Source organism: Clostridium sp. AM22-11AC, from assembly GCF_003473545.1.
Classification (GTDB): domain Bacteria; phylum Bacillota; class Clostridia; order Lachnospirales; family Lachnospiraceae; genus Enterocloster.
Genome location: NZ_QUCM01000018.1, coordinates 1 through 23,491, shown reverse-complemented (window position 1 = coordinate 23,491; position 23,491 = coordinate 1). Strand labels below are relative to the sequence as shown.

Annotated in this window: 19 protein-coding genes, 1 riboswitch and 1 other annotated feature; of the genes, 11 read left to right on the top strand and 8 right to left on the bottom strand. The window is 43.6% G+C overall.

The window, feature by feature from the left end; translation table 11 throughout:
• The first annotated feature begins 54 nt into the window (after positions 1-54).
• The 4 genes from DW251_RS13510 (at position 55) to DW251_RS13495 (ending at position 7,300) form a co-directional block, all read left to right on the top strand.
• Entirely contained in the window at positions 55-2,148 is a 2,094-nt protein-coding gene (locus DW251_RS13510) for an elongation factor G (RefSeq protein WP_118301465.1), read from the top strand.
• Positions 2,149-2,591: 443 nt separating this feature from the next.
• Positions 2,592-4,904, top strand: coding sequence for a hydratase (locus DW251_RS13505; RefSeq protein WP_021869948.1), 2,313 nt, complete (start codon positions 2,592-2,594; stop codon positions 4,902-4,904).
• Positions 4,905-4,958: 54 nt separating this feature from the next.
• Positions 4,959-6,299, top strand: a complete 1,341-nt coding sequence (locus DW251_RS13500) for a citrate synthase (protein WP_021869949.1) — start codon at positions 4,959-4,961, stop codon at positions 6,297-6,299.
• Between the two features lie 2 nt (positions 6,300-6,301).
• Positions 6,302-7,300, top strand: a complete 999-nt coding sequence (locus tag DW251_RS13495) for an isocitrate/isopropylmalate dehydrogenase family protein (protein ID WP_118301464.1) — start codon at positions 6,302-6,304, stop codon at positions 7,298-7,300.
• A 64-nt stretch (positions 7,301-7,364) separates the two neighbouring features.
• Here DW251_RS13495 and DW251_RS13490 read toward each other — a convergent pair whose 3' ends face one another.
• Positions 7,365-8,273, bottom strand: a complete 909-nt coding sequence (locus DW251_RS13490; protein ID WP_118301463.1) for a LysR family transcriptional regulator — start codon at positions 8,271-8,273, stop codon at positions 7,365-7,367.
• 206 nt (positions 8,274-8,479) lie between these two features.
• On the opposite strand from DW251_RS13490, the gene DW251_RS13485 reads away from it, so the two are divergent.
• Positions 8,480-9,637, top strand: coding sequence for a PrpF domain-containing protein (locus DW251_RS13485; RefSeq protein ID WP_118301462.1), 1,158 nt, complete (start codon positions 8,480-8,482; stop codon positions 9,635-9,637).
• Here DW251_RS13485 and DW251_RS13480 read toward each other — a convergent pair whose 3' ends face one another.
• Positions 9,638-10,948, bottom strand: coding sequence for an endonuclease Q family protein (locus DW251_RS13480; RefSeq protein WP_118301461.1), 1,311 nt, complete (start codon positions 10,946-10,948; stop codon positions 9,638-9,640). It lies immediately after the preceding gene.
• Between the two features lie 285 nt (positions 10,949-11,233).
• On the opposite strand from DW251_RS13480, the gene DW251_RS13470 reads away from it, so the two are divergent.
• From DW251_RS13470 to DW251_RS13460, 3 genes are all read left to right on the top strand, one after another.
• Entirely contained in the window at positions 11,234-11,581 is a 348-nt protein-coding gene (locus tag DW251_RS13470; protein ID WP_021869954.1) for a 4-fold beta flower protein, read from the top strand.
• Positions 11,582-11,603: 22 nt separating this feature from the next.
• Positions 11,604-11,854, top strand: a binding site (T-box leader).
• Positions 11,855-11,920: 66 nt separating this feature from the next.
• On the top strand, positions 11,921-14,335 hold the full coding sequence (gene leuS, locus DW251_RS13465; RefSeq protein WP_021869955.1) for a leucine--tRNA ligase: 2,415 nt from the start codon (positions 11,921-11,923) through the stop codon (positions 14,333-14,335).
• A 208-nt stretch (positions 14,336-14,543) separates the two neighbouring features.
• Positions 14,544-15,332 (top strand): L,D-transpeptidase family protein, encoded by a 789-nt coding sequence (locus DW251_RS13460; protein WP_243034970.1) that lies wholly within the window; start codon positions 14,544-14,546, stop codon positions 15,330-15,332.
• A 97-nt stretch (positions 15,333-15,429) separates the two neighbouring features.
• Here DW251_RS13460 and DW251_RS13455 read toward each other — a convergent pair whose 3' ends face one another.
• The 3 genes from DW251_RS13455 to DW251_RS13445 all read right to left on the bottom strand — a co-directional run bounded on the left by DW251_RS13455 (position 15,430) and on the right by DW251_RS13445 (position 17,789).
• The gene (locus DW251_RS13455) at positions 15,430-16,800 is read right to left on the bottom strand and encodes a sodium:alanine symporter family protein (RefSeq protein ID WP_021869957.1); all 1,371 of its coding nucleotides are present in this window, start codon (positions 16,798-16,800) and stop codon (positions 15,430-15,432) included.
• 44 nt (positions 16,801-16,844) lie between these two features.
• Positions 16,845-16,960, bottom strand: a riboswitch (glycine riboswitch).
• Between the two features lie 102 nt (positions 16,961-17,062).
• Positions 17,063-17,350 carry a hypothetical protein gene (locus DW251_RS13450; RefSeq protein ID WP_021869958.1) on the bottom strand — a complete coding sequence of 96 codons (288 nt, stop codon included), beginning with the start codon at positions 17,348-17,350 and terminating at the stop codon, positions 17,063-17,065.
• A 13-nt stretch (positions 17,351-17,363) separates the two neighbouring features.
• Complete coding sequence (locus DW251_RS13445; RefSeq protein ID WP_118301459.1) at positions 17,364-17,789, bottom strand: hypothetical protein; 426 nt, start codon at positions 17,787-17,789, stop codon at positions 17,364-17,366.
• 125 nt (positions 17,790-17,914) lie between these two features.
• Here DW251_RS13445 and DW251_RS18000 point away from each other — a divergent pair, with 125 nt between their 5' ends.
• A complete protein-coding gene (locus DW251_RS18000) occupies positions 17,915-18,058 on the top strand; it encodes a hypothetical protein (RefSeq protein WP_021869960.1) in 144 nt (47 codons plus the stop codon).
• Positions 18,059-18,107: 49 nt separating this feature from the next.
• On the opposite strand, the gene DW251_RS13440 is transcribed toward DW251_RS18000, so the two are convergent.
• Positions 18,108-18,341, bottom strand: a complete 234-nt coding sequence (locus DW251_RS13440; RefSeq protein ID WP_118301458.1) for a hypothetical protein — start codon at positions 18,339-18,341, stop codon at positions 18,108-18,110.
• 203 nt (positions 18,342-18,544) lie between these two features.
• Here DW251_RS13440 and DW251_RS13435 point away from each other — a divergent pair, with 203 nt between their 5' ends.
• Positions 18,545-19,723 (top strand): alanyl-tRNA editing protein, encoded by a 1,179-nt coding sequence (locus DW251_RS13435; protein ID WP_118301457.1) that lies wholly within the window; start codon positions 18,545-18,547, stop codon positions 19,721-19,723.
• 88 nt (positions 19,724-19,811) lie between these two features.
• Here DW251_RS13435 and DW251_RS13430 read toward each other — a convergent pair whose 3' ends face one another.
• On the bottom strand, positions 19,812-20,048 hold the full coding sequence (locus tag DW251_RS13430; RefSeq protein WP_021869283.1) for a hypothetical protein: 237 nt from the start codon (positions 20,046-20,048) through the stop codon (positions 19,812-19,814).
• Between the two features lie 122 nt (positions 20,049-20,170).
• Positions 20,171-21,028 (bottom strand): PHP domain-containing protein, encoded by an 858-nt coding sequence (locus tag DW251_RS13425; protein WP_118301456.1) that lies wholly within the window; start codon positions 21,026-21,028, stop codon positions 20,171-20,173.
• Positions 21,029-21,242: 214 nt separating this feature from the next.
• Here DW251_RS13425 and DW251_RS13420 point away from each other — a divergent pair, with 214 nt between their 5' ends.
• Entirely contained in the window at positions 21,243-23,093 is a 1,851-nt protein-coding gene (locus DW251_RS13420; RefSeq protein ID WP_021869285.1) for a VanW family protein, read from the top strand.
• Positions 23,094-23,491: the final 398 nt, after the last annotated feature.

Sequence of the window (23,491 nt, the reverse complement as noted above, 5' to 3'; positions counted from 1 at the left end):
CGAAGCACATATTACAGTTGTTTCGCACAAATAAAGTGTACAGGAGGGAAGTTTATGAACGTATATGGTACTGAACAAATCCGCAACGTTGTATTACTTGGGCATGGAGGCGCTGGTAAGACAACAGTTGCGGAGGCAATGGCTTTGATCACAGGTGTTACCAAGCGTATGGGCAAAGTTGCTGACGGAAACACTATTAGTGATTATGACAAAGAAGAGATCAAGAGACAGTTTTCCATTTCCACCACACTGATTCCTCTGGAATACCAGGGAGAGAACGGATCGGTTAAGGTCAACTTACTGGATACTCCCGGATTTTTTGACTTCGTAGGTGAAGTAGAAGAAGCCATCAGCGTTGCTGATGCAGCCATTATCGTTGTAAACTGTAAAGCAGGTATCGAGCCTGGTACAGAAAGAGCATGGGAGATGTGCGAAAAGTACAATCTGCCAAGACTGATCTTCGTTACTAATATGGACGATGATCACGCCAGCTATCGTGAGCTGGTTGTAAAGCTGGAGAAAAAGTTCGGAAGAAAGATCGCTCCTTTCCAGCTTCCAATCCGTGAAAATGAAAAATTCGTAGGTTTCGTAAACGTAGTAAAGATGGCAGGCCGCCGCTTTACAAACCTCAGTGATTATGTTGAGTGCGAGATTCCAGATTATGTTCAGAAGAACTTAACCATCGCAAGAGACGCCCTCATCGAGGCAGTTGCAGAAACCAGTGAAGAATATATGGAACGTTATTTCCTGGGAGAAGAATTTACACAGGAAGAGATCTCAGGTGCATTAAGAGCACATGTTATCGAAGGCGACATCGTACCTGTTATGATGGGCTCCGGAATCAACTGCCAGGGCTTTAAGGTTCTCCTTCAGGTTATTGACAAATACTTCCCGGCACCAAATCACTTTGAGTGTATCGGTGTAGACGTTTCCACAGGCGAGCGTTTCACCGCTAAATATAATGATGACGTATCCCTTTCTGCAAGAGTATTTAAGACCATCGTAGATCCATTTATCGGAAAGTATTCCCTGATGAAGATCTGTACTGGTACCTTAAAGGGCGATACGGTTGTATACAATGTAAATAAAGATGCAGAAGAGAAGATCGGTAAAGTTTATGTAATGCGCGGCAAGGAAGTTATCGAAGTTCCTGAGTTAAAGGCCGGCGATATCGGCGCAGTTGCAAAACTGACTGTAACCGGAACCGGCGATACCATGGCAGTTCGTACAGCTCCGATCGTTTACCACAAACCACAGATCTCCACACCATATACATATATGGCATACAAGGCAGCTAATAAGGGCGAAGATGATAAGGTTTCTACCGCATTAGCACGTATGATGGAAGAAGACCTGACCTTACAGGTTAAGAATGATCCTGAAAACCGTCAGTCCCTGATCTATGGTATCGGCGATCAGCAGTTAGATGTTGTGATCAGCAAGTTGCAGACCCGCTACAAAGTAGACGTAGTTCTGTCCAAACCGAAATTTGCTTTCCGTGAGACCTTAAGAAAGAAAGTAAAAGTACAGGGCAAACATAAGAAACAGTCCGGCGGACATGGCCAGTACGGTGATGTTATCATGGAATTTGAGCCATCCGGCGATTTAGAGACACCATACACCTTTGAAGAGAAGGTATTCGGTGGATCCGTACCGAAGAACTACTTCCCGGCAGTAGAAAAAGGACTGCAGGAATGCGTTCTTAAGGGACCGTTGGCTGGATATCCGGTTGTTGGCTTAAAGGCTACTCTGTTAGATGGTTCTTATCATCCGGTAGACTCTTCAGAAATGGCATTTAAGATGGCTACTATTCTGGCATTTAAACAGGGCTTTATGGATGCAAACCCAGTGCTTTTAGAGCCGATTGCTTCCTTAAAGGTTGTTGCTCCTGACCGCTTCACCGGCGATATCATGGGTGACTTAAACCGCAGAAGAGGCCGTGTATTAGGTATGGAATCTGACCACCACGGCAAACAGGTCATCGAAGCAGACATTCCAATGTCTGAATTGTTCGGCTACAACACCGATCTTCGTTCCATGACCGGTGGTTTAGGAGACTATTCCTATGAATTCAGCCGCTACGAGCAGGCTCCTGGCGATGTACAGAAGCGCGAAGTAGAAGCTAGGGCTGCTGCGAAGGAAGAATAATAAAAGTTACAGTTCATCCAAATCAGCATATGGTGAACCTACTATGATTCTTGTTTTCATGAATATGGAAACAAAAAGATGATGGCTGAACTGTAACTAATTCAAGAAAGATCTGTTTAAGGAAAAAACAGATAATAAAAAACAGATAATATATGAAAGATCCCGCTTTCTGGAATTTCTGAAGGGTGAACCCTTGGAAGCCAGAAAGTGGGATTTTTTTTGGTTGTCACACGTTAAAGCGATACCATCTAACAGCAAAAATCCCCTTCTTACATTCTGAAACACAACTAAAAAGCTGTAGCAATTACAATATATAGACTGGACAAATGAAAATAATTGGTTTATAGTATGAAGCAACGACGAACAAAGCCGCGAAGTAAGGTAAGTACATTTTAACATGAACGACAAAAACCCTTTGTGAGCGGAAATCAGGAGGTAGAAAAATGGTATCATTATATGATGGTGGTATTTATCTTGTAAATGGAAAAGAAATCGTACCGGAACAGGAAAGCGTTAAAGTAGAAGCCCTTACAGGAAAGAAAGCAGATAAAGAAGCTGCAAAAAAGGGAACCATTGCTTATTCTATTTTAAGCGCCCACAATACAGCTGATAACATGGAACATTTAAAGATCCGTTTTGACAGCATGGCATCCCATGATATTACATTCGTAGGAATTGTCCAGACAGCCAAAGCGTCCGGTATGGAAAAGTTCCCGATCCCCTACGTCCTGACTAATTGCCATAATACACTTTGTGCAGTAGGCGGAACCATTAACGAAGATGACCACATGTTTGGTCTTTCCGCTGCAAAGAAATACGGCGGCATCTACGTTCCACCTCATATCGCAGTCATTCATCAGTACATGAGAGAAATGATGGCAGGCTGCGGAAAGATGATCTTAGGATCTGACAGCCATACCCGTTACGGCGCTTTAGGAACCATGGCAATCGGCGAAGGCGGCGGCGAACTGGTAAAACAGCTGCTTCGCGATACATATGATGTAGCTTATCCGGGTGTGATCGCAGTTTATTTAGACGGATGTCCAAAACCTGGTACCGGTCCACAGGATATTGCGCTGGCCATCATCCGTGCGGTATTTAAAAATGGATATGTAAAGAATAAAGTAATGGAATTTGTTGGACCTGGTGTTGCTTCTATGACTACCGATTACAGAAATGGCGTAGACGTAATGACTACAGAGACCACCTGCTTAACCTCCATCTGGAGAACGGATGAAGATACCAGAAATTACCTGGCAAAGCATCACAGAGAGGCAGATTACAAGAAACTGGATCCTGCAGATGTGGCTTACTACGATGGCTGTGTTTATGTAGACTTAAGTACCGTAAAGCCAATGATCGCCCTTCCCTTCCATCCAAGCAATGCATTTGAGATCGACGAATTAAAGGCAAATATGAAGGATATCCTTCATATGGTAGAAATGGATGCTGAAAAGGTATCCGGAGGAAAAGCGCATTTCACACTTCTTGATAAAGTAGTTGGAAATGACCTGATGGTACAGCAGGGAATTATCGCAGGCTGTGCAGGCGGAAACTATACCAATGTGATCGAAGCAGCACATGCCCTTCGTGGAAAGAACTGTGGCTGTGATGAATTTTCACTGGCTGTTTATCCTTCTTCCCAGCCGGTATTCTCAGACCTGGTAAAGAAAGGCGCTATTTCAGACCTGATGGATGCAGGCGCTATCATCCGTACCGCTTTCTGCGGACCTTGCTTTGGCGCAGGCGATACACCTTGCAACAATGGTTTAAGTATCCGCCACACCACCAGAAACTTCCCGAACCGTGAAGGAAGCAAGCCAGGAAACGGACAAATGGCAGCGGTAGCACTGATGGATGCCCGTTCTATTGCAGCAACAGCAGCAAACGGAGGAAAACTTACCTCTGCATGGGAGTTAGACTGCTGGAATGATATTCCGGAATATGACTTTGATGATAAGTCTTACAAGAACCGTGTATATCAGGGCTTTGGTAAGGCAGAAGAGGAGAAATCCCTTGTATATGGTCCAAATATCAAAGACTGGCCGGAGATGAGCCCATTAACAGATAATATCCTCTTAAAGGTTTGCTCCAAGATCATGGACCCGGTAACAACTACCGATGAACTGATCCCATCTGGTGAAACTTCTTCCTATCGTTCCAATCCACTGGGACTGGCAGAGTTCACCTTATCCAGAAGAGATCCGGAGTATGTAGGACGGACCAAAGAAGTAGATAAATTAGAAAAAGCAAGAGTAGCTGAGGGCGAAGAAAAAGAACTGGCATTAGAACCAGATCTTGCAAATGTATTTGCAGCCATCAGGACTATTTCTGGAAATGAAAATGTTTCCGTAAAAGATACAGAAGTAGGAAGTATGGTATATGCAGTAAAGCCTGGTGACGGCTCTGCAAGAGAGCAGGCAGCCAGCTGCCAGAGAGTCATCGGCGGACTTGCAAATATCTGTAAGGAATATGCAACCAAGAGATACCGCTCCAATGTTATGAACTGGGGCATGCTGCCATTCCAGATGGAAGCAGATCCTGACTTTGAAGTAGGTGATTATATCTACGTTCCGGGAGTGAGAAAAGCGTTGGATGGGGATTTAAGTTCCATTAAGGCATATGTCCTTGGAAACGGAAAAGATGCAAAGGCAGAAATCAAAGAGTTAAATCTTTATATTGCAGATATGACACCGGAAGAAAGAGCCATTGTTAAGGCCGGATGCCTTATTAATTATAACCGGAACAGACATTGATCATACGCAAAAGCGACAGCAGTAGGAGAACATGCCGGGAGAGGAGAACAGGTTATGAAAGATAGTTATCTTGCACAGTTTTATGGAAAATCCCAGAATTATACGGATATTCCAAATAAATGGTATAAAGAATACAATGTAAAGAAAGGTCTTCGAAATGAAGACGGCACCGGTGTAAGAGTAGGACTTACCCGTGTGGCAGATGTTGTGGGCTATGACGAAACTCCAGAGGGAGGCATCCAGGCTATTCCAGGAAAGCTTTACTACAGAGGCTATGATGTAGAAGACCTGGTAAAAGGTAAAGGGGACAGTCATTTTGGTTATGAGGAAGTCTGCTTCCTTCTTCTCTTTGGATATCTGCCAAAGAAAGCGGAACTGGAGCATTTCCGAAATATCTTAACTGACTGCTATGAGATCCCGGATGAATTTGTGGAAATGAACCTGTTGCGTATGCCTGGCAGAAACCTGATGAACAAGCTTCAGGATGCAGTTCTTACTTTATACAATTACGATGATGACCCGGATAACACGGATGTATATGAAACCCTGGTAAAAGGTATTAACCTGATGGCAAAGCTTCCGTCGATCGCCTGCTATGCATATCAGAGCAAAGTTCATTATTACAACAGAGACAGCTTATTTATCCACTATGCAAACCCGAAATACTCCATTGCTGAAAACTTCTTAAGTTTATTGAGAAAAGACCAGAAGTTTTCTGATAAAGAGGCAAGACTGTTAGATACCATTCTCATGCTTCATGCAGATCACGGCGGTGGTAACAACTCCACATTTACCAATGTAGTGATCTCTTCTACAGGCACCGATATCTATTCCACTGTCTGCGGAAGTATTGGTTCCATGAAGGGACCGAGACACGGCGGTGCAAATATCAAGGTTGCGGAAATGATGGATGCGGTTCTGGAAGAAACCGGCGGATATACCGCAGATGATAAGAAGATCAAAACAGCTGTTAATAAGCTGATGGATGGTGAGTTATATGACCGTACCGGTCTTGTATATGGATTTGGCCATGCAGTTTATACCATTTCCGATCCTCGTGCAGAAATGTTAAGGGCACGCTGCTTGGAAGTAGCAAAGGAAAAGAAGATGATGACGGAATTTGATTTCCGTCAGAGGTTTGAACGTATTGCCTTAGAGACTATGAAAGAGCGCAAGGGAGTTGCACTTCCTACTAATGTAGATTATTACAGCGGTTTTGCTTATGAAATGTTAGGTATCCCGAGAGATCTTTACACACCATTATTTGTGTGCAGCCGTATGGTCGGCTGGGTTGCCCATAACATTGAAAACAAGCTTTATGATGGAAGGATCATGCGTCCTGCAACCAAGTATGTAGGTGATAATAAAGAATATACAGCAATGGAGGAGAGATAGAGATGGCAGACACAATTACAGTATTTAAAGGCGATGGAATCGGACCGGAGATCACAGATTGCGTTTTAAGGATCTTAGACGCAGCTGGGGCAGATTTAAACTATGAGGTATTTAATGTAGGTGCTGCAGAATACGAAGCGCATGGTGAACTGATCCCGAAAGAGGGCTATGCTTCTATGGAAAAGACCCACATTTTATTAAAGTCCCCTATTACAACTCCTTTAGGAAAGGGCTTCCGTTCTTTAAATGTTACTTTAAGAAAGAAGTATGATCTTTACGCAAATATCCGTCCAGCAAAGACAAACTCTGCTGTAAAGACTGCATTTGAAAATGTAGATATTGTTATCTTCCGCGAAAATACAGAGGATCTGTATGCAGGCGTAGAAGAGATGATCGATAAGGATACGGTTCATTCTATTAAGATCATTACCAGAAAATGCTGTGAGCGTATCATCCGCGCTGCTTTCGACTATGCAGTAAGCCATAAACGTAAGAAAGTGACCTGCGTTCATAAGGCAAATATCATGAAAATGGCAGACGGAATGTTCCGCGATATCTTCTATGATATCAGCAAGGAATATCCGGATATTGAAGCAGATGATAAGATCGTAGACAATGTGGCTATGCAGCTGGTTATGCATCCTGAAAAATTTGATATTATCGTAACAGAAAACCTGTATGGCGATGTTTTATCTGATCTGGTCAGTGGCCTCATCGGAGGTCTGGGACTTCTTCCATCCAGCAACTTGGGTAAAGATTTCGCCATGTTCGAGGCAGTTCACGGCAGTGCCCCTGATATTGCAGGACAGGGAATTGCAAACCCAACTGCGTTCTTATGGTCTGCATGTATGCTGTTAGAGCATATCGGAAAGAAAGACGTTGCTGCCAAGATCCGCAAGGCAGTAGACCTGGTGCTGGAGGACGGAAGCGTTCTTACACCAGATATAGGCGGAACTGCTACAACCATTGAATATGAGAAGGCTATTATTGCACATCTGTAAAATTAATTATATGTAAATTCCTGTCCCCCTGCGGCTGCAGGGGGATTTTTGCGTACTAGAAAAATCATGTAAAATCCCGGACGATCTTAATATATTCCTGAGCATGATAAGACAGATAGCTTCCTTTTCTGAAGGCTGCAACAAAATCAACAGTTGTATTTGGGGTGCCAACAGAAAAAAGCACAGGTTTTTTCTTAAAAGGAATATGTTTTAAATGGGTTTCTGTTACAAAACAGGCTCCATATCCCTGGGAGGCAAGTTCCGCAGCAGCAGGAATGTTACCGGTCTGAAGGCATATTTGAGGATGGATATGGCAGGATTTAAACAATTGATCCACCGTTTGACGGGTCCTTTGATCCGGTGGCTGCAGGATAAAAGGCTCATTTTCCAAAAGCTTCAGGTCAAGCCAGGGATATTTGCAGCCTTCTTTTTTTATACCTTTATTTTTTAAAGGGTGGTCATTGCCGAGTACAAGGACAACTTCTTCATGACTGATGATCTGATAATCAATATCAGGGTTTTTTACAGGCAGGTTAAAGAATGCAAGATCAGCATCCCCATTTAAAAGCATTCCCTCTAAAAGACTGGAATGTGCTTCTCTGATCTCCAGACGTACATGGGGATATAAACTTCGGAAAATAGGAAGTGTACAGGGAAGCATATAAGTTCCACGCATGGTTGGAAAAGCAATTTTTAAAAGACCGGCATTCTGCCGTATAATGTCTCCCATCTCCTGGTCTAATTCTTTTTTCAGGTTTAAAATTTCGGTGGCTTTCGCTACATAACGTTCCCCGGCATATGTTAAAACAAAGCGGTTTCCTAATTTTTTAAACAATTTCTGTCCCATTTCCCGCTCAAGATTTTGAAGGAATTTGGTGAGAGTCGGCTGTGTCACATAAAGCATATCGGCAGCTTTTGTAATATTCTGTGTTTTGGCAATCGCTATTACATAGGACAGGTCTTTAAAATCCATAGGGTACCAGTTCCTTTCTGGGATGTATTATTTTTCTGCTTTTTATCATATCAAAAACTATTGATAAAAGGAATAGTTTTAATGAAAATAATGAATTTCAATTCCTTATCGCGGTGTGCTATGATGAAATCATCAAAAGGTACGGTACCGGAAACAGCAGTAAGGCCAGCTGCTTAATATTACTGGGTATAAGGAGCATTTTAATTATGCAGGGAAAAGATGATCATATTTTGAAACTTCCTGTAACGCTTATGAGAGGCGGAACAAGTAAAGGCGTATATCTTCTGGAAGAGGATCTTCCGGAAGATCATAATGAATGGGACAAAATATTACTGCGTTTAATGGGAAGTCCGGATCAGAAACAGATCGATGGTTTAGGTGGTTCCCAATCTGTTACAAGTAAAGTAGCAATCATAAAGAAGTCAGACCGGTCAGATGCAGATGTAGATTATACATTTGCCCAGGTGTCTGTGGACAAACCTGTAGTAAGCTACAAAGGAAACTGCGGAAATATTTCTTCAGGAGTAGGACCATTTGCTATTGAAAAAGGTCTGGTAAATGCAAAGGAAGGAATGACTACAGTCAGGATCTTTAATACAAATACGGATAAAGTCATTGCTGCTGATGTAAAGACAGAAGGGGGCAAGGTTGTATACCAGGGAGATTTTAAGATCGCAGGGGTACCGGTATCAGCTTCTCCTATAAAGTTAAAATTTATAGATCCGGCTGGAACCCTTAAAAAGGGACTTCTTCCAACGGGAAAAGCAGTAGATGTTTTGGAAGTACCTGGAATGGGATCCATAGAAGTGTCCATCATTGACGCAGCTAATCCCCTTGTATTTGTAAAGGCAGAGGATCTGGGACTTAGCGGAAAGGAACTTCCTGAAGAAATAAATGCAGATGAGGAAAAGCTGGAACTTTTGGAAACAGTAAGAGGTCTTGCTGCTGTTAAGCTGGGACTGATCAGTGACTATAAGAAATCTGCATGGGAAACACCGGGAATCCCTAAAATGACTTTCGTAGCTGAGGCAGATGATTATATTACTTCTGATGGAAAAATGATAAAAAAGGAAGAAATCGATCTTCTTTCCCGCATGATGTCTATGCAGAAAGCCCATCCAAGTTATGCAATGACCGGTGCCATGTGTACAGCTGCAGCGGCAGTAGTGCCGGGAAGTATAGTGGAACAGGTTTTGAAAAAGGGTGCAGATACACAGTATCTGCGTATTGGTCATGCAGGCGGGACCCTTGAATGTGGCGTGGATTACAGAGAAGAAAGGGGCAAAACGTTAGTGATCGAAGACACATTTGGGTTCCGCACAGCAAATCTTTTACTGGATGGCGTGGCATTAGTTAGAATTTAACTAGCGAAAAGGATGTACCAGCTCCATCGTGCCGAACTGTCCGTCAAAGCCGGGATTCCAACGAACTTTTCCCTGACGCAGGCAGGTAATAGCATCTGCAATATTTTCAGATGAAACAGCCGTAATATCAGATGTTTCAGCTTCTCTTAATAAGAAAAATTCATTTCCAAGTTCGTTTAAAAGTGTTTCATAGATCCGGGTCACTTTTACGCTGGAAGGAGAGAAACCTTCTGCAGCAGCGATCAGTTCCGGCAACGGGGAAATGCTTTCAAAGGGGAGGTGTATGGCAGATGTTTGGTCGGATCCTTTGGAAACAGAAAAAGGAGTGTCTGTCAGCGGTTTTGCAGAGGCAGCCTGCGTATTGGAAAACAGGTCAGGTGCAGGCAGTGCCGCCAGATCCTGTACCCGGTGCAATACCCCGGTGGTAAGCTTCTTACCGCATACCGGGCAGATGCCATTTAATTTGATGGCCTCTTCAGGTGACAGGCATACACCGCATTTTCTGTGGCCGTCCATAAAATATTTCCCTTCCTGTGGGAAGAATTCCAGTGTACCGGCGAGTCCTTTGCCGGTCTGGATGGCAGTGTACAGATTTTTATAGGACAAACTGATATCCAGTAAGGTTGCTTCTCTTCCAAGCTTGGAAGGAGAGTGGGCATCGGAATTGGAAATCAGCTGGTACCGGTTTAAAGAGGGTACACTCCAGTTCATTGGCGGATCAGAGGAAAGACCGGTTTCTACAGCATGGATATGGGGTGTTAATTCCTCGAAACATTCTTCCATACTGTTAAAGCCGGAAAATGCCCCGAACACAGAGAAATGAGGGGTCCAGATATGAGCGGGAATGTACATGGCATCCGGGCATACAGAAAGGGTCATATCTAACAGGTCATGGCAGTCCAGTCCTAAAATAGGGCGTCCGTCAGAATGAATATTTCCAATTTTTTCCAGTTCTCCTGAAAGACGGTCTGCAGCCTCAAGTCCTGGAAGCAGAATCAGGCTGTGCACTTTCCGTGTACGGCCGTTTTTCTTATAAATGGTGCTGATCTCACCGCTGACCACAAAACGGGGATCAAAGGAACCGGAAGGAATCTCAGAAAGGCGCAATTCTGGTTTCAGCTTATAAAGCCCTGGCTCTGCCGGTTCTAATTTTTCTTTTAACTCCTGCCGCCACAAAGGATGGGTAAAATCCCCTGTTCCAAGGATATGGATGCCCTTTTTTCTGGCCCACAGATCCAGGTATTCCGGTGTGAGGAACTTGCTGGTAGCCATAGAGTAACGGGAATGTATGTGAAGATCTGCAATGTACATGATAAAAATCCTCCTGTTTTTCTTGTGAACCCATACATTATACCATTGCCTTTCAAGAGGGGATAGGTTAAAATAATTTTCGAAAGTATTATGGGGTGATGTCCTCTCGGAGTCTTTCATGCACCTGCTTTTGTGGCCGATTTTCCGCCAGCTGCACCCGAATTTCATCAACGTACGCACCGCGTACGCCTCAGAAATTTGAGCACAACTGACAAAAAATCTTCTCACAAAATCAGGCACAAAAAGATTCCGAGAGAACATTGAATTTTACAGGAGGATGAGAACATGACACTTTATAATAAAAAGGGAAAAGCAGCTGCTTATATAGAAAACGATGTGATCTGGACCTTTGATGGAAGAGCCATCGCCTATCTGTTCCAGGATGCAGTATACAATTTCCCGGGAAAGCAGTTAGGCTGGTTTGAAAAAGGCTGGCTTCGTGATATGGGCGGATATTGTGTTTTATTTACCCCTCAGGCATTTGCAGGACCTGCAAGACCATCCATGGAGACAACTCCTGCAAAGTATGCAAAAAAGGCCCTGCCATCTAAGGGTTCAAGGGAAATGAGAAAGGCAAAAATGGCTTACCAGGCTCATTGGAGCGAAAAAGAGGGTATTGACACTGATGTGTAAATATGCTAAATTATGGTTTAGTGCAAATGCAGTGATATGGAAGTAGTAAACACTTTTTAAGCCCCACAGAGAGCCGGGAAAAGATGAGAACCGGTGACTGGAAAGTGCCGAACTGATCCATGAGCAGCTTTTCAGAAAGAGATGAGATCATTACAGGATCTTCATTTTCAGTAAGAAAAGACGGAGGCCTTACCGTTATAAGAGGAATTGAGTGCATGCGACTTCGCATGAATCAGAGTGGTACCGCGTGGAAATGATATCTGCGTCTCTTGGAAACAGGAGACGCAGTTTTTTTATCTCATTACGTCACCCACGGCAATATTTACGGAGGAATGAATTATGGCATCACAGTATAATCACTCCGCCATTGAGAAAAAATGGCGTGAGAACTGGGAAAAGAACCCCATCAATGTAAATGATGGAAAGAAAGAGAAATATTACTGCCTGGATATGTTCCCATATCCATCAGGAAATGGTCTTCATGTAGGACATTGGAGAGGCTATGTTATCTCTGATGTATGGAGCAGATATCAGCTGTTAAAGGGCAAATATGTGATCCATCCTATGGGCTGGGACGCATTTGGTCTGCCTGCAGAAAACTACGCGATTAAGATGGGTGTACATCCTGCAAAATCTACAGCAGCTAACATTGCAAATATCAAACGTCAGATCAAGCAGATCGCTGCGATCTATGACTGGGATATGGAAGTAAATACCACAGATCCTGAATTCTACAAGTGGACCCAGTGGATCTTCGTTCAGATGTTCAAGAAGGGTCTTGCATACGAGAAGGAATTCCCAATCAACTGGTGCCCATCCTGTAAGACAGGTCTGGCTAACGAGGAAGTTGTAAATGGCTGCTGCGAGCGCTGCGGCACTCCTGTTACCAAGAAGAACCTGCGTCAGTGGATGTTAAAAATCACTGCCTATGCAGAAAGACTGTTAAATGACCTGGATAAGCTTGACTGGCCTGAAAAGGTTAAGAAGATGCAGACTGACTGGATCGGAAAATCTTATGGTGCAGAGGTTGAGTTCCCAATCGAAGGCAGAGATGAAAAAATCACTGTTTACACCACAAGACCTGATACCCTGTATGGTGCAACCTTCATGGTACTGGCTCCAGAGCACAAGCTGGCTAAGAGCCTTGCTACAGATGAGACCAGAGAAGAAGTTGAGAAGTACATCTTCGATTCTTCCATGCGTTCTAACGTAGACCGTATGCAGGCAAAGGAAAAGACCGGCGTATTTACCGGAAGCTATGCTATCAACCCATTAAATGGCGCAAAGACACCAATCTGGCTGTCTGACTATGTATTAGCTGATTACGGTACCGGCGCTATCATGTGCGTACCTGCTCATGATGACAGAGACTTTGAATTTGCTAAGAAATTTAATCTTCCGATCATCCAGGTTATTGCCAAGGATGGCAAGGAAATTGAAAATATGACCGAAGCTTATACAGAAGCAAGTGGAACCATGATCAACTCCGGCGACTGGAACGGCATGGAATCTTCTGTATTAAAGAAGGAAGCTCCACACATCATCGAGGAGAAGGGCTTCGGCCGCAAGACTGTAAACTACAAGCTGCGTGACTGGGTATTCTCCCGTCAGCGTTACTGGGGCGAGCCGATCCCGATCATCCACTGCCCGAAGTGCGGCTGTGTACCGGTACCGGAAGATCAGCTTCCATTAAAGCTGCCTGAGGTAGAAAGCTATCAGCCTACAGGAACCGGTGAGTCACCACTGGCTGCAATTGATGAGTGGGTAAATACCACCTGCCCAGTCTGCGGTGCTCCTTCTAAGAGAGAGACCAATACCATGCCTCAGTGGGCTGGTTCTTCCTGGTACTTCCTGCGTTATGTGGACAACCACAACAGCGAAGCTCTGGTTTCCAGAGAAAAAGCAGACAAGTATCTGCCAGTTGATATGTATATCGGCGGCGTAGAGCATGCAGTTCTTCACTTACTGTATTCCCGTTTCTACACCAAGTTCCTGTGCGATATCGGTGTAATTGACTTTGACGAGCCATTTAAGAAGCTGTTCAACCAGGGTATGATCACTGGTAAGAATGGTATCAAGATGAGTAAGTCCAAGGGCAATGTAGTTTCCCCAGATGATCTGGTAAGAGATTACGGCTGCGACTCCTTAAGACTTTACGAACTGTTCGTAGGACCGCCAGAACAGGATGCAGAGTGGGATGACAGAGGTATTGAAGGTGTATCCCGTTTCCTGAACCGTTTCTGGAACCTGGTTATGGACAGCAAGGACAAAGATGTGAAAGAAACCAAGGAAATGGTTAAGCTGCGTCATAAACTGGTTTACGATATCGAGCAGAGATTTAACCAGTTCAGCTTAAATACTGTTATTTCCGGTTTCATGGAATACAACAACAAGTTAATGGATCTGGCTAAGAAGGAAGGCGGAATTGATAAAGAAACCTTAAAGACCTTCGTTATCCTGTTAGCTCCATTTGCACCACATATCGGTGAAGAACTGTGGAGCCAGTTAGGCGGAACCGACAGCGTATTCCATTCCCAGTGGCCGGAGTGCGATACTGAGGCTATGAAGGATGATGAAGTAGAAGTAGCTGTTCAGGTAAATGGCAAGACCCGTGCAGTTATCAGCGTACCGGCTGACATCTCCAAGGAAGATGCGATTGTTCAGGGCAAGGAAGCAGTAAAGGATAAGATGGCTGGAAATATCGTAAAAGAGATCTACGTTCCAGGAAAGATCATCAACATTGTTTGCAAGTAATTAGAATTGTTGAAATAATTGAAATAGTTCAAATTGCAGATACAAAGAGGCATCGGTGTATAACCGGTGCCTTTTTGCTGCCCAGGCTTTCATTTTTGCATCAGGGTAAGAAAAATGTAAGAGAAACGAAGCTGTAAATGTGGTAAGATAAGGGATAGAAAAATGAAATGGTAAGATGAAACAGTAAAAAGGAAGGATCGTACATAAATTGAAGATACAGAAGAAAAAATGGATGACCTTTGCAGCAGCAGCTCTTATTGCCACGGGAGTATTAGGCATGACTTCCCTGGCCGCAGGAAGAGCAGACTTAAATGCAAATACCGGGGGACCAGGAGAGAAAGCCTCTGTGGATGTTTCAACCGGAGAAAAGCCGGGTGACACTCAGGAACGTCAGCAGGACCAGCAGACAGCTGTGATCACCCAGATCCTTGCAGTAGCCGGAACCGGTGACTGCAACGCAGACATTTCTTATTATAAGAAGGAAAATGGAAACTGGGAATTAAAGTGGACAGAAAAAGGCTATGTAGGAAGAAATGGCATTACAGACAATAAAAAAGAAGGAGACGGAGCAACTCCTTCCGGCGTGTACTCCTTTGATCTGGCTTTTGGTCTTTTAGATGATCCGGGAAGTGTACTGCCATACCATAAGATCGCAGAAGGTGATTTCTGGGTAGATGATCCGGCCAGTCCTCATTATAACCAGCTGGTAAATGATAAGACTACAGCAAAAGACTGGAATTCAGGGGAAGATCTGATCAAAGCAACTCCTTATTATAATTATGCTTTAAATCTGGATTATAATAAGGAAAGAACACCAGGAGAAGGTTCTGCTATTTTCCTTCACTGTTTTAAAGCATCTGGTTATCAGGGCTCCTCAGGGTGCATCTGCCTGCCGGAAAGCCGGATGAAGGAATTATTAGGATTGGTAGATACGAACACCAGGATCGTGATCGCAAAGGATGCAGAGCATCTGAATTTAAGTGAGTACATGAAGTAAGAAATGGATCAAAAAGGGGCGCCCGCAGAGGCGCCCTTTTAATATTATACGATATTATACGATCATACAAGAACACGCAGATAGCGCGTTTGCTGATCTAGTTATCTGATTTTTCAGAACTGTATTTCTTACAGATAGAAGCAACAACACCGCTTAAAGCCAACAGAGCCAGGGCATTAGGAATGACCATAAGACCGTTAAAGAAGTCGGCCAGTGTCCAAACCAGATCCACTTTTAACATAGAACCAACAACGATAAACACAGCTACCAGAACAGAATAAGGAACCATTCCTTTCTTGCCGAATAAGTGTTTTACGTTGATAGAACCAAAAAAGTGCCAGCCAAGGATGGTGGAGAAGGCAAAGAACAGAAGGCATACGGCGATGAAAATATCACCGAAGGAGCCGAAAACAGTAGAAAATGCATACTGGGTCAGCATAATACCGTCCTTGCCGCTGCTTAAAGAGTTAGTAGTAAGGATACTGAATACAGTTAAATTTAATACGATAAAGGTATCAATAAATACGCTGATCATAGCAGCAAGTCCCTGGCAGTGAGGATTTTTCACAACGGCTCTTGCATGTGCATGAGGTGTGGAACCCATACCGGCTTCATTGGAGAAAAGACCTCTTGCAACGCCATAGCGGATGGCTTCTTTTACAGTAACGCCTGCCGCGCCGCCTAAAACAGCGGATGGATTAAAAGCACCTAAAAAGATCTGGGCAACAGCAGAAGGCAAGCGGGTAATATTGCAAAGGATAACGATCAGGCTTCCTGCAATATATACAAGTGCCATAAATGGAACCAGCTTTTCCACAACTGCAGCCAGACGGTTGGTGCCGCCGATAAATACGAACAGGGAAACAACGGCCAGAAGAAGGCCAACTGTAAAAGGCGGAATAGAGATATTCCGTGAGGTAAATACCTGGCTGAAAGCAGTGCTGATAGAGTTAGACTGTACCATATTGCCCATAAATCCAAGAGCCAGGATCAAAAAGATGGCGAAAATAACACCAAGGATCTTGCCAAAGAGTCCTTTAAATGCAGCATGGATGTAGTAAACAGGACCGCCTGTTACTTCGCCGTGTTTTACTGTTTTATAATTCTGTGCAAGAGTTGCTTCGGCATAAATGGTAGCCATGCCAAAGAACGCAGACATCCACATCCAGAAGATAGCGCCAGGACCGCCGCCGATCAGGGCAGTAGCAGCACCCGTCAGGTTTCCGGTACCTACCTGGGCTGCGATGGCAGTAGCAACAGACTGGAAGGAAGTCATTTCTCCTTCTTTTTTCTCATGCTTCTTTCCGATACCGCCGAATACCTGTTTTAAGCCCTGCTTAAATTCGCGGATCTGAACAAATTTCAGACGGAATGTGTAATAAATACCGGTTCCGCAAAGCAGAAGGATCAGCACTACATTCCATAAAAAGGTGTTAGCAGAATTGACCAATTTCACAAACATGTCCATAATTAGATAGTCTCCCTTTGTATGTTCTACGTCTGTGGATCGTCTGATTCCGCCCTGTCCTTTTGCCTGAGAGATTGGCAGGAATTTTCTGCATTTATTCCTGCTGTACACCTTCGGCGCTCGTTTCAGATATTGAAAGAGACTCTCCAGAGTAGTATATCGTCACGGCATTTGCCGCATGGGGAGACTATAGCATATATAAAATAAAAATGCAATAATTAAAAAAGTATAAAAAAACATACAACGGAAAGAAGCTAATAATCTATTTATGGATCCCGCCTGCGATCTTCCCTGCAGCTAGCTTAAGAAACGGAAGTTTTTTACGGTCTTTTTCCGGCATATGGCAGCTTAAGATATCTACAAGAAGGGCGGTTTCAGAATTTGTAAATTGCAGACCTTTTGCATTTGCTTCCTGGCATATATGCAGAAAATGAGGCATGAGCTGGGACTGGTCGGTGTGAGCCGTTTTTTCTGCAAATTCCATTAATAAGCTTACTTTTTCAGGATCCATTGCCATAAGCCGCGGGTCCTGTTTCCAGTTATTGTCCATAAAAACTCCTTTTTTAATTCATAGCCTGAAGGGCAGCAATGACCATTTGCAAGGTTTCAAAACGGGTCTGTTGTGCGGGAGTTAAAAAATGTCTGAGTTGTTCTAAAGGTGTCTGTCCGTCTAATAAAGCATTTGCTGCATCAATGAGATTTTGTTCTCCCGGGTTTCCATAAGGTTTTAAAGTTTTTAATAATTCTTTTACAGAACCGGGTTTTTCAGGCTGGTCTAAGGAGCAGATCCCCATAGCTGCAGTCTGACCGTCCTCAAAAAGCTGAAATGTATTTTTAAGTTCCTGTATTTTCACAAACATGGAAAGGGTACGCTGTTGGGGAACATTTAAGAAGGGGAGTGCAGCTTTCATCATCTGCAGATGGTGATCTCCTGTAAGATAGTCCAGGTCTGTCAGTTTATAGTCTGTATGTTCATTGTAGGAATTCATATTTTTACCAGCCTTATTGCTTTGGTTTAAACTTATGCGGCAACCTTTTATTTCATGCATATATTGTAGTATGAGGATGTACTCTTAAAAGGTTTGGGAGTCCATTTTCTGAAAGGAGGTTCATTATGTATAGCAGACTGGTGATCGACGGGAATGCTGTATATGAAATAGATGAGGAATGTGTACAAAAAAAGAAAAACAGAGGTTATAAGGCAGGAAAGAGAAGAGGAGAAGAGCGAAAAGAAGAAAAAGGAGTTTTTCCAAAATGAAAACAGGGGCGCATAAACGCCCCGTTGTTTTCTGACTTTCTGAGGAAGATCAGCAGAAGCCGCCATTGCCGCCGCCACAGCAGCATAAAAGCAGCAGGATCCAGATAATGTCGCATCCACATCCGTTTCCGCAGCCGTTATTTCCAAAACAGCCGCCACATCCATTTCCACCGCCACAACAGCATAAGATCAGGATGAGCCAGATAATATTGCATCCATTTCCTCCGCTCTGGCATCCGCACCCGCAGTCACAGCCGCAGTTAGTTGCTGCTACATCACTCATTTTAGTTCCTCCGAAATATGTTTGATTACAATGCTATCATATGTCAGGCAGCTTGCTTATGTTTCTTGTTTTTCGGGAAAAATTAAATTTAAAGAGAATTTTAAATAAAGATAAGGGATAAAGGTGGTATAATGATAGGGCGAAAAAGAAAGACAAGAGCCGCAGACGCGGCGTTTTATAATCAAAGGATGGAGGAATGACCTATGGATCAGAACCGTTTATATTATGCAACCCCTTATGTAAAAACATTTATGTGTACCGTAATTTCATGTACAAAAAATAAAAAAGGAACCTGGGATACGATCTTAAATCAGACTGCTTTTTATCCGGAAGGCGGCGGACAGCCAAGTGATACAGGTGCTTTAAATGGTGTAAAAGTTTTACATGTCAGCGAAAAGGGAGAGGAGATCATCCACGAACTGGAGGCTCCTTTGGAAGAAGGGGTTCTGGCAGAGGGAGTCATTGACTGGCAGAAACGTTATGACAATATGCAGCAGCACACAGGAGAACATATTTTTTCCGGTCTGGTACATAAACATTTTGGCTATGGCAACGTAGGTTTCCATATGGGAACAGATGAAGTGACGGTGGATTTTAACGGTGTTCTCACCCAGGAGCAGTTAGATGAGCTGGAAGATGAAGCGAACCAGCTGATCTATGATAATGTGCCTGTAAAGGTGTTTTATCCTTCGAAAGAAGAACTGGAAGAGCTGGATTACCGGAGCAAAAAAGAACTGACCGGTCTGGTACGCATTGTAGAGATACCAGGCGGAGATATCTGCGCCTGCTGTGGCACCCATGTGGAGACAACCGGGGAAGTAGGTCTGATCAAACTGCGTACTATGATCAACTATAAAGGAGGCGTGCGTATTTCCATGCTCTGTGGACGCCGGGCACTGATGGATTACAGGGAACGTTTAAAGGATGAGATCCGTATTTCCAATCTGCTTTCTGCAAAACTGGCTCTGGTACCGGATGCAGTGGAAAAGATGAAGAATGAAAGTCAGGAAAAAGATCTGGCTTTAGGACGCCTGTGGCAGCAGCTTTTGGAAAAAAAGGCGGAAAGCTATCCGGAAAGCACGGAGGTACTTGCTGTATTTGAAGAGGGATTGTCACCTGTACAGCTTCGCCAGCTGGCTACCATGCTTTATGAAAAGGGAAAAGGAAAGATCGTAGGAGTTTTCTCCGGAAATGAGGATGAACAGGTATATCAGTATGCTTTAGGCAGCAGTCAGGCAGATATGCGCAAATTAAGCAAGGCAATGAACGGTGCTCTTAATGGAAGAGGCGGCGGAAGCAACCTGATGGCGCAGGGAACTTTTAAAGCGGCAGAAAGTGCGATCAGAGAAATACTGATGCAGGAAGCTGGAAATCTGGAATAATAGTAGGAATAATAATAAAACAGCTGCGGGAATCCAGATAGATGGGAGCCTGCAGCTGTTTTTGTGCCAAAACACATTTGTTTATGATTTATTCACCCTGATACATATATTTGATCAGACGTTCAATGTCTTCTTTATCATGTGCTACCAGGTCCAGTTCCTTGATATAGCCATTGGAAAAAATAGTAGCCATGGACAGGTACTGAGCCAGTTTAGACTTCAGGTTAATGCGGTCGCCTTCTGGAGATACTAATTCTACGGTTCCCTTGCACTGGTCGATCACTTTGAAAAATTTCTCTACATCAGTAATATTCTGGATCTTCATGGTAATTCCTCCTTCTGAATTACATCTATTATCATTTGTTTAGTTAATCTTTTAACGATTGCATTATAACAAAGATGAGACTCTGATACAAGGGTAAAATTTTGTGATTTTTAGCGAAATTTTTATGAAAGCGCCTGTTTTGCTCTTTCACGTTTGATATCTTCCAGTAAAAGGGAAGAAACTCTGAGTCCGCCCCGTCCTGTACCAATCGAAATATCCGGTTTGTTCCCGCCGTGGAAGTCGGAACCGCCGGTTGGGAGCAGGTGATGTCTGACAGCCATTTCCTGAAGTTTCATGCTTTCTAACTTGTTGTTGGAGGAGTGGTAAACTTCCAGTCCCTTCATACCGAGGTCGGCCATGTGGGCGATCAGTTCTTCCGTTTTCTTATCTCCGAATTTGTACTGGAAAGGATGGGCTAAGGCCACGAAAGCACCATTGGAGATCAGCGTTTTTACAACTTCTTCCGGAGAGAGATGCTCTTTCTGCGGACAATAGCGGCCGCCGTACTGAAGATATTTTTTAAATGCCTGGTCCATTCCGGAACAGATGCCTTTTGCCACTAAAGCGTGGGCAATATGTGCCCGTGTGATAATGGTATCAGGATTATCTCCGCAAAGTTCTTCCTTTGTAAAGGAGATCCCGTCAGCGGCCAGATTTTCCAGCATCTTTTCATTGCGGCGGCCACGGCTGATACGCATTTTTTCCAGCATGGCGGCAAGTACCGGATCATCAGAATCTACGAAAAGTCCTAAAATGTGGATCTCTGTTCCATCGAAACTACTGGACACCTCAATTCCGGGGATCACTTCTATATTAAGATCACGTCCTTTTTCTAATGCCTCAGGTACACCGGCAGTGGTGTCGTGGTCTGTAAGGGCAAAGGCATCCAATCCGGCATTTTTTGCCAGTTCCACTACCTGAGAGGGAGAAAAGGTACCGTCGGAAGCATTGGAATGAACGTGCAGGTCAACAAAACCCATGGTAAAACCTCCTTTGTTTTTAAACTGTTTTTTCTATAATAATAACACGATTGAAATACTTTGGTAACACTTTTAACAGGAATGTTACAAACAGAAAAAAAGGGTAAGAAATCATCTGAAAAAAAGTGTAAAAATCGGTTCCATTTTAAATAAAGTATGCTATACTACAAGCTGTGATTAAAAATAAGCTAAAAAATGTAACAGGTGAAAAGAAATGAATGAGTTAGAAAACAACAGAAGTCGAAATTCCTCTACAGGCAGAAGCAGGGCCAGAGGTACAAATAGAAGCGGTGCATCAGGAAGAAGCGCTTCATCTTCAAGGAGCAGTTCTTCCAGAAGCAGTTATGGAACATCTTCCGGCCGCAGAAGCAGTTCTTCTGGTTATTCTTCCCGTTCGGGAGGAAGCCATTCCACCAGACGGAGCAGTGGATATCACAGAAAGAAAGGCCCGAATTACAAGATCATTGCCATTGCAGGTGTAGTCCTGATCGTATTTATCACAGGAATTTCCCTTGCTCTTAAGGGAAAAGGTTCCAATACAGATACTGCAGGAACAGAAACAGTGATCGAAAGCGAAGCTGAGACTGAAATGCAAAAAGAGGTCCAGGTGGATGGTATCTCTATTACAGGAATGTCCAAGAGCGAAGCAAAAGCAGCTATTTTAAAGGAATTCCCGTGGAGTATGACAGTAGAATATGAGTCTGACCAGTATCAGGTAACGGATCTGATGGCAGAAAAGGTGGAAGCACTGTTAGATGAGATCTACAAAGATGGCAGTGATCCTCAGGAAAGCTATACACTGGACACATCTGGTCTGGATGAGCAGGTCAAGGCAGAGGCAGCAGCCTGCGCAGCAAAATGGGACAAGAAGGCAAAGAACGGTTCCATTGACAAGTTTGATACAGCAAGCGGTAAATTCGTATTTGCAGGTGAGGAAAATGGTTTTGCCATTGACCAGGACAAGCTGGCATCAGATATTTCCCAGGCTTTAAATGATAAAAAGTTTGATGCAACGATCACTGCAACCGGAAGCACTGTAGCACCGGAGATCTCTGCATCCAGCGCAAAAGAGAAATATAAGACCATCAGCACCTTTACAACGACCACAACTGCGAACCAGAACCGTAATACCAACGTGCGTCTGGCAGCAGAGGCTATTAATGGTACAGTTATCAAGCCGGGACAGGAATTTTCTTTTAATGGTACTGTAGGACAGCGTACCGAAGCTAAGGGATACAAAGGCGCAGCTGCTTATAATAACGGAGAAGTAGTACAGGAGATCGGTGGTGGTGTATGCCAGGTTTCTACTACTTTATATAATGCAGTATTTAAGGCTGGTTTAAAGATCAGCTCCCGCCGTTCCCACACATTTGAGCCAAGCTATGTAACACCAGGCCGTGACGCAACTGTAAGCTGGGATCAGCCGGATTTTAAGTTTATTAATAATTCAAGTACAGCCATTGGTTTAAGAGCAAGTTATGCAGACCAGAAAGTAACGGTAGCAGTTTATGGTATCCCGATCCTGGAAGATGGAGTTACCTGGGATTTAGAGTCTAAAAAGGTAGAAGATCTGGGTACACCAAATCCAACCTATGAGGAAGACCAGACTCTTCAGCCAGGCGCAGAAGTGACCAAGTCCAAGGGAAGTGCCGGAAGCAGATGGGAAACCTATAAGATCGTTTATAAGAATGGAAAAGAAGTGTCCAGAGAACTGGATCACAAGACCACTTATAAGGGACATACCCCTGTAGTCCGCCGTAATTCCAGTGGTGTAGTATTAAATCCATCTGAGACAACTACACAGGCAACCACCGCTCCATCTACCGTAGATGGAATGCCAGATGGCTATGTTCCGTCTGAGACAACCGCAGCCAGCACAACGGTAGCACCAAATGCGACAACTGCAGCAAATCATACAACCGCAGCGCCTTCTCATTCCGCAGAAGCAACCACAGCCGCTTCCCCGGCACCGGTACAGACAACTGCAGCAGCTACCACCACAGCAGCAGAAAATGGCGGCCCTGGAGATAGCGGAGATGTGGTAATACCTGTAAAACCAGACTAGAAGCCAGATCGGAAAATAGAATAAAACAGATCTTGTGGATCACAAAATCCCCTGTCACCGGCAGATGATGCTGGGTGGCAGGGGATTTTTGCGGATATGGGATGGAAATGTTTTCAACTTTTTTGCGACAAAAGAATTAAAATATTTTTTTATGAAATTTGAAATAATACAAAAAAGTTGTTGACAAATGGTTTGAGGTTTGCTATTATAATCTTCGCGCTTGAGAGAGTAGCAATCGTTTCAAAAGAAACGAAAAAATAAATTTAAAAAGTTGTTGACAAATGAAAAACAACCGGTTATAATAAATAACCGTTGCAGCAAACAAGTCTGACAACGAAATGAGATCCTTGATAATTGAAGATTAAACAGTATGTAAAACCCTGAAAATTCAGAAAATA

Excerpts from the sequence above, each read along its gene's own strand:
- DW251_RS13510 (WP_118301465.1), top strand. The coding sequence starts at position 55 with ATGAACGTATATGGTACTGAACAAATCCGCAACGTTGTATTACTTGGG.
- DW251_RS13505 (WP_021869948.1), top strand. The coding sequence starts at position 2,592 with ATGGTATCATTATATGATGGTGGTATTTATCTTGTAAATGGAAAAGAA.
- DW251_RS13500 (WP_021869949.1), top strand. The coding sequence starts at position 4,959 with ATGAAAGATAGTTATCTTGCACAGTTTTATGGAAAATCCCAGAATTAT.
- DW251_RS13495 (WP_118301464.1), top strand. The coding sequence starts at position 6,302 with ATGGCAGACACAATTACAGTATTTAAAGGCGATGGAATCGGACCGGAG.
- DW251_RS13490 (WP_118301463.1), bottom strand. The coding sequence starts at position 8,273 with ATGGATTTTAAAGACCTGTCCTATGTAATAGCGATTGCCAAAACACAG.
- DW251_RS13485 (WP_118301462.1), top strand. The coding sequence starts at position 8,480 with ATGCAGGGAAAAGATGATCATATTTTGAAACTTCCTGTAACGCTTATG.
- DW251_RS13480 (WP_118301461.1), bottom strand. The coding sequence starts at position 10,948 with ATGTACATTGCAGATCTTCACATACATTCCCGTTACTCTATGGCTACC.
- DW251_RS13470 (WP_021869954.1), top strand. The coding sequence starts at position 11,234 with ATGACACTTTATAATAAAAAGGGAAAAGCAGCTGCTTATATAGAAAAC.
- leuS (WP_021869955.1), top strand. The coding sequence starts at position 11,921 with ATGGCATCACAGTATAATCACTCCGCCATTGAGAAAAAATGGCGTGAG.
- DW251_RS13455 (WP_021869957.1), bottom strand. The coding sequence starts at position 16,800 with ATGGACATGTTTGTGAAATTGGTCAATTCTGCTAACACCTTTTTATGG.
- DW251_RS13450 (WP_021869958.1), bottom strand. The coding sequence starts at position 17,350 with ATGGACAATAACTGGAAACAGGACCCGCGGCTTATGGCAATGGATCCT.
- DW251_RS13445 (WP_118301459.1), bottom strand. The coding sequence starts at position 17,789 with ATGAATTCCTACAATGAACATACAGACTATAAACTGACAGACCTGGAC.
- DW251_RS18000 (WP_021869960.1), top strand. The coding sequence starts at position 17,915 with ATGTATAGCAGACTGGTGATCGACGGGAATGCTGTATATGAAATAGAT.
- DW251_RS13440 (WP_118301458.1), bottom strand. The coding sequence starts at position 18,341 with ATGAGTGATGTAGCAGCAACTAACTGCGGCTGTGACTGCGGGTGCGGA.
- DW251_RS13435 (WP_118301457.1), top strand. The coding sequence starts at position 18,545 with ATGGATCAGAACCGTTTATATTATGCAACCCCTTATGTAAAAACATTT.
- DW251_RS13430 (WP_021869283.1), bottom strand. The coding sequence starts at position 20,048 with ATGAAGATCCAGAATATTACTGATGTAGAGAAATTTTTCAAAGTGATC.
- DW251_RS13425 (WP_118301456.1), bottom strand. The coding sequence starts at position 21,028 with ATGGGTTTTGTTGACCTGCACGTTCATTCCAATGCTTCCGACGGTACC.
- DW251_RS13420 (WP_021869285.1), top strand. The coding sequence starts at position 21,243 with ATGAATGAGTTAGAAAACAACAGAAGTCGAAATTCCTCTACAGGCAGA.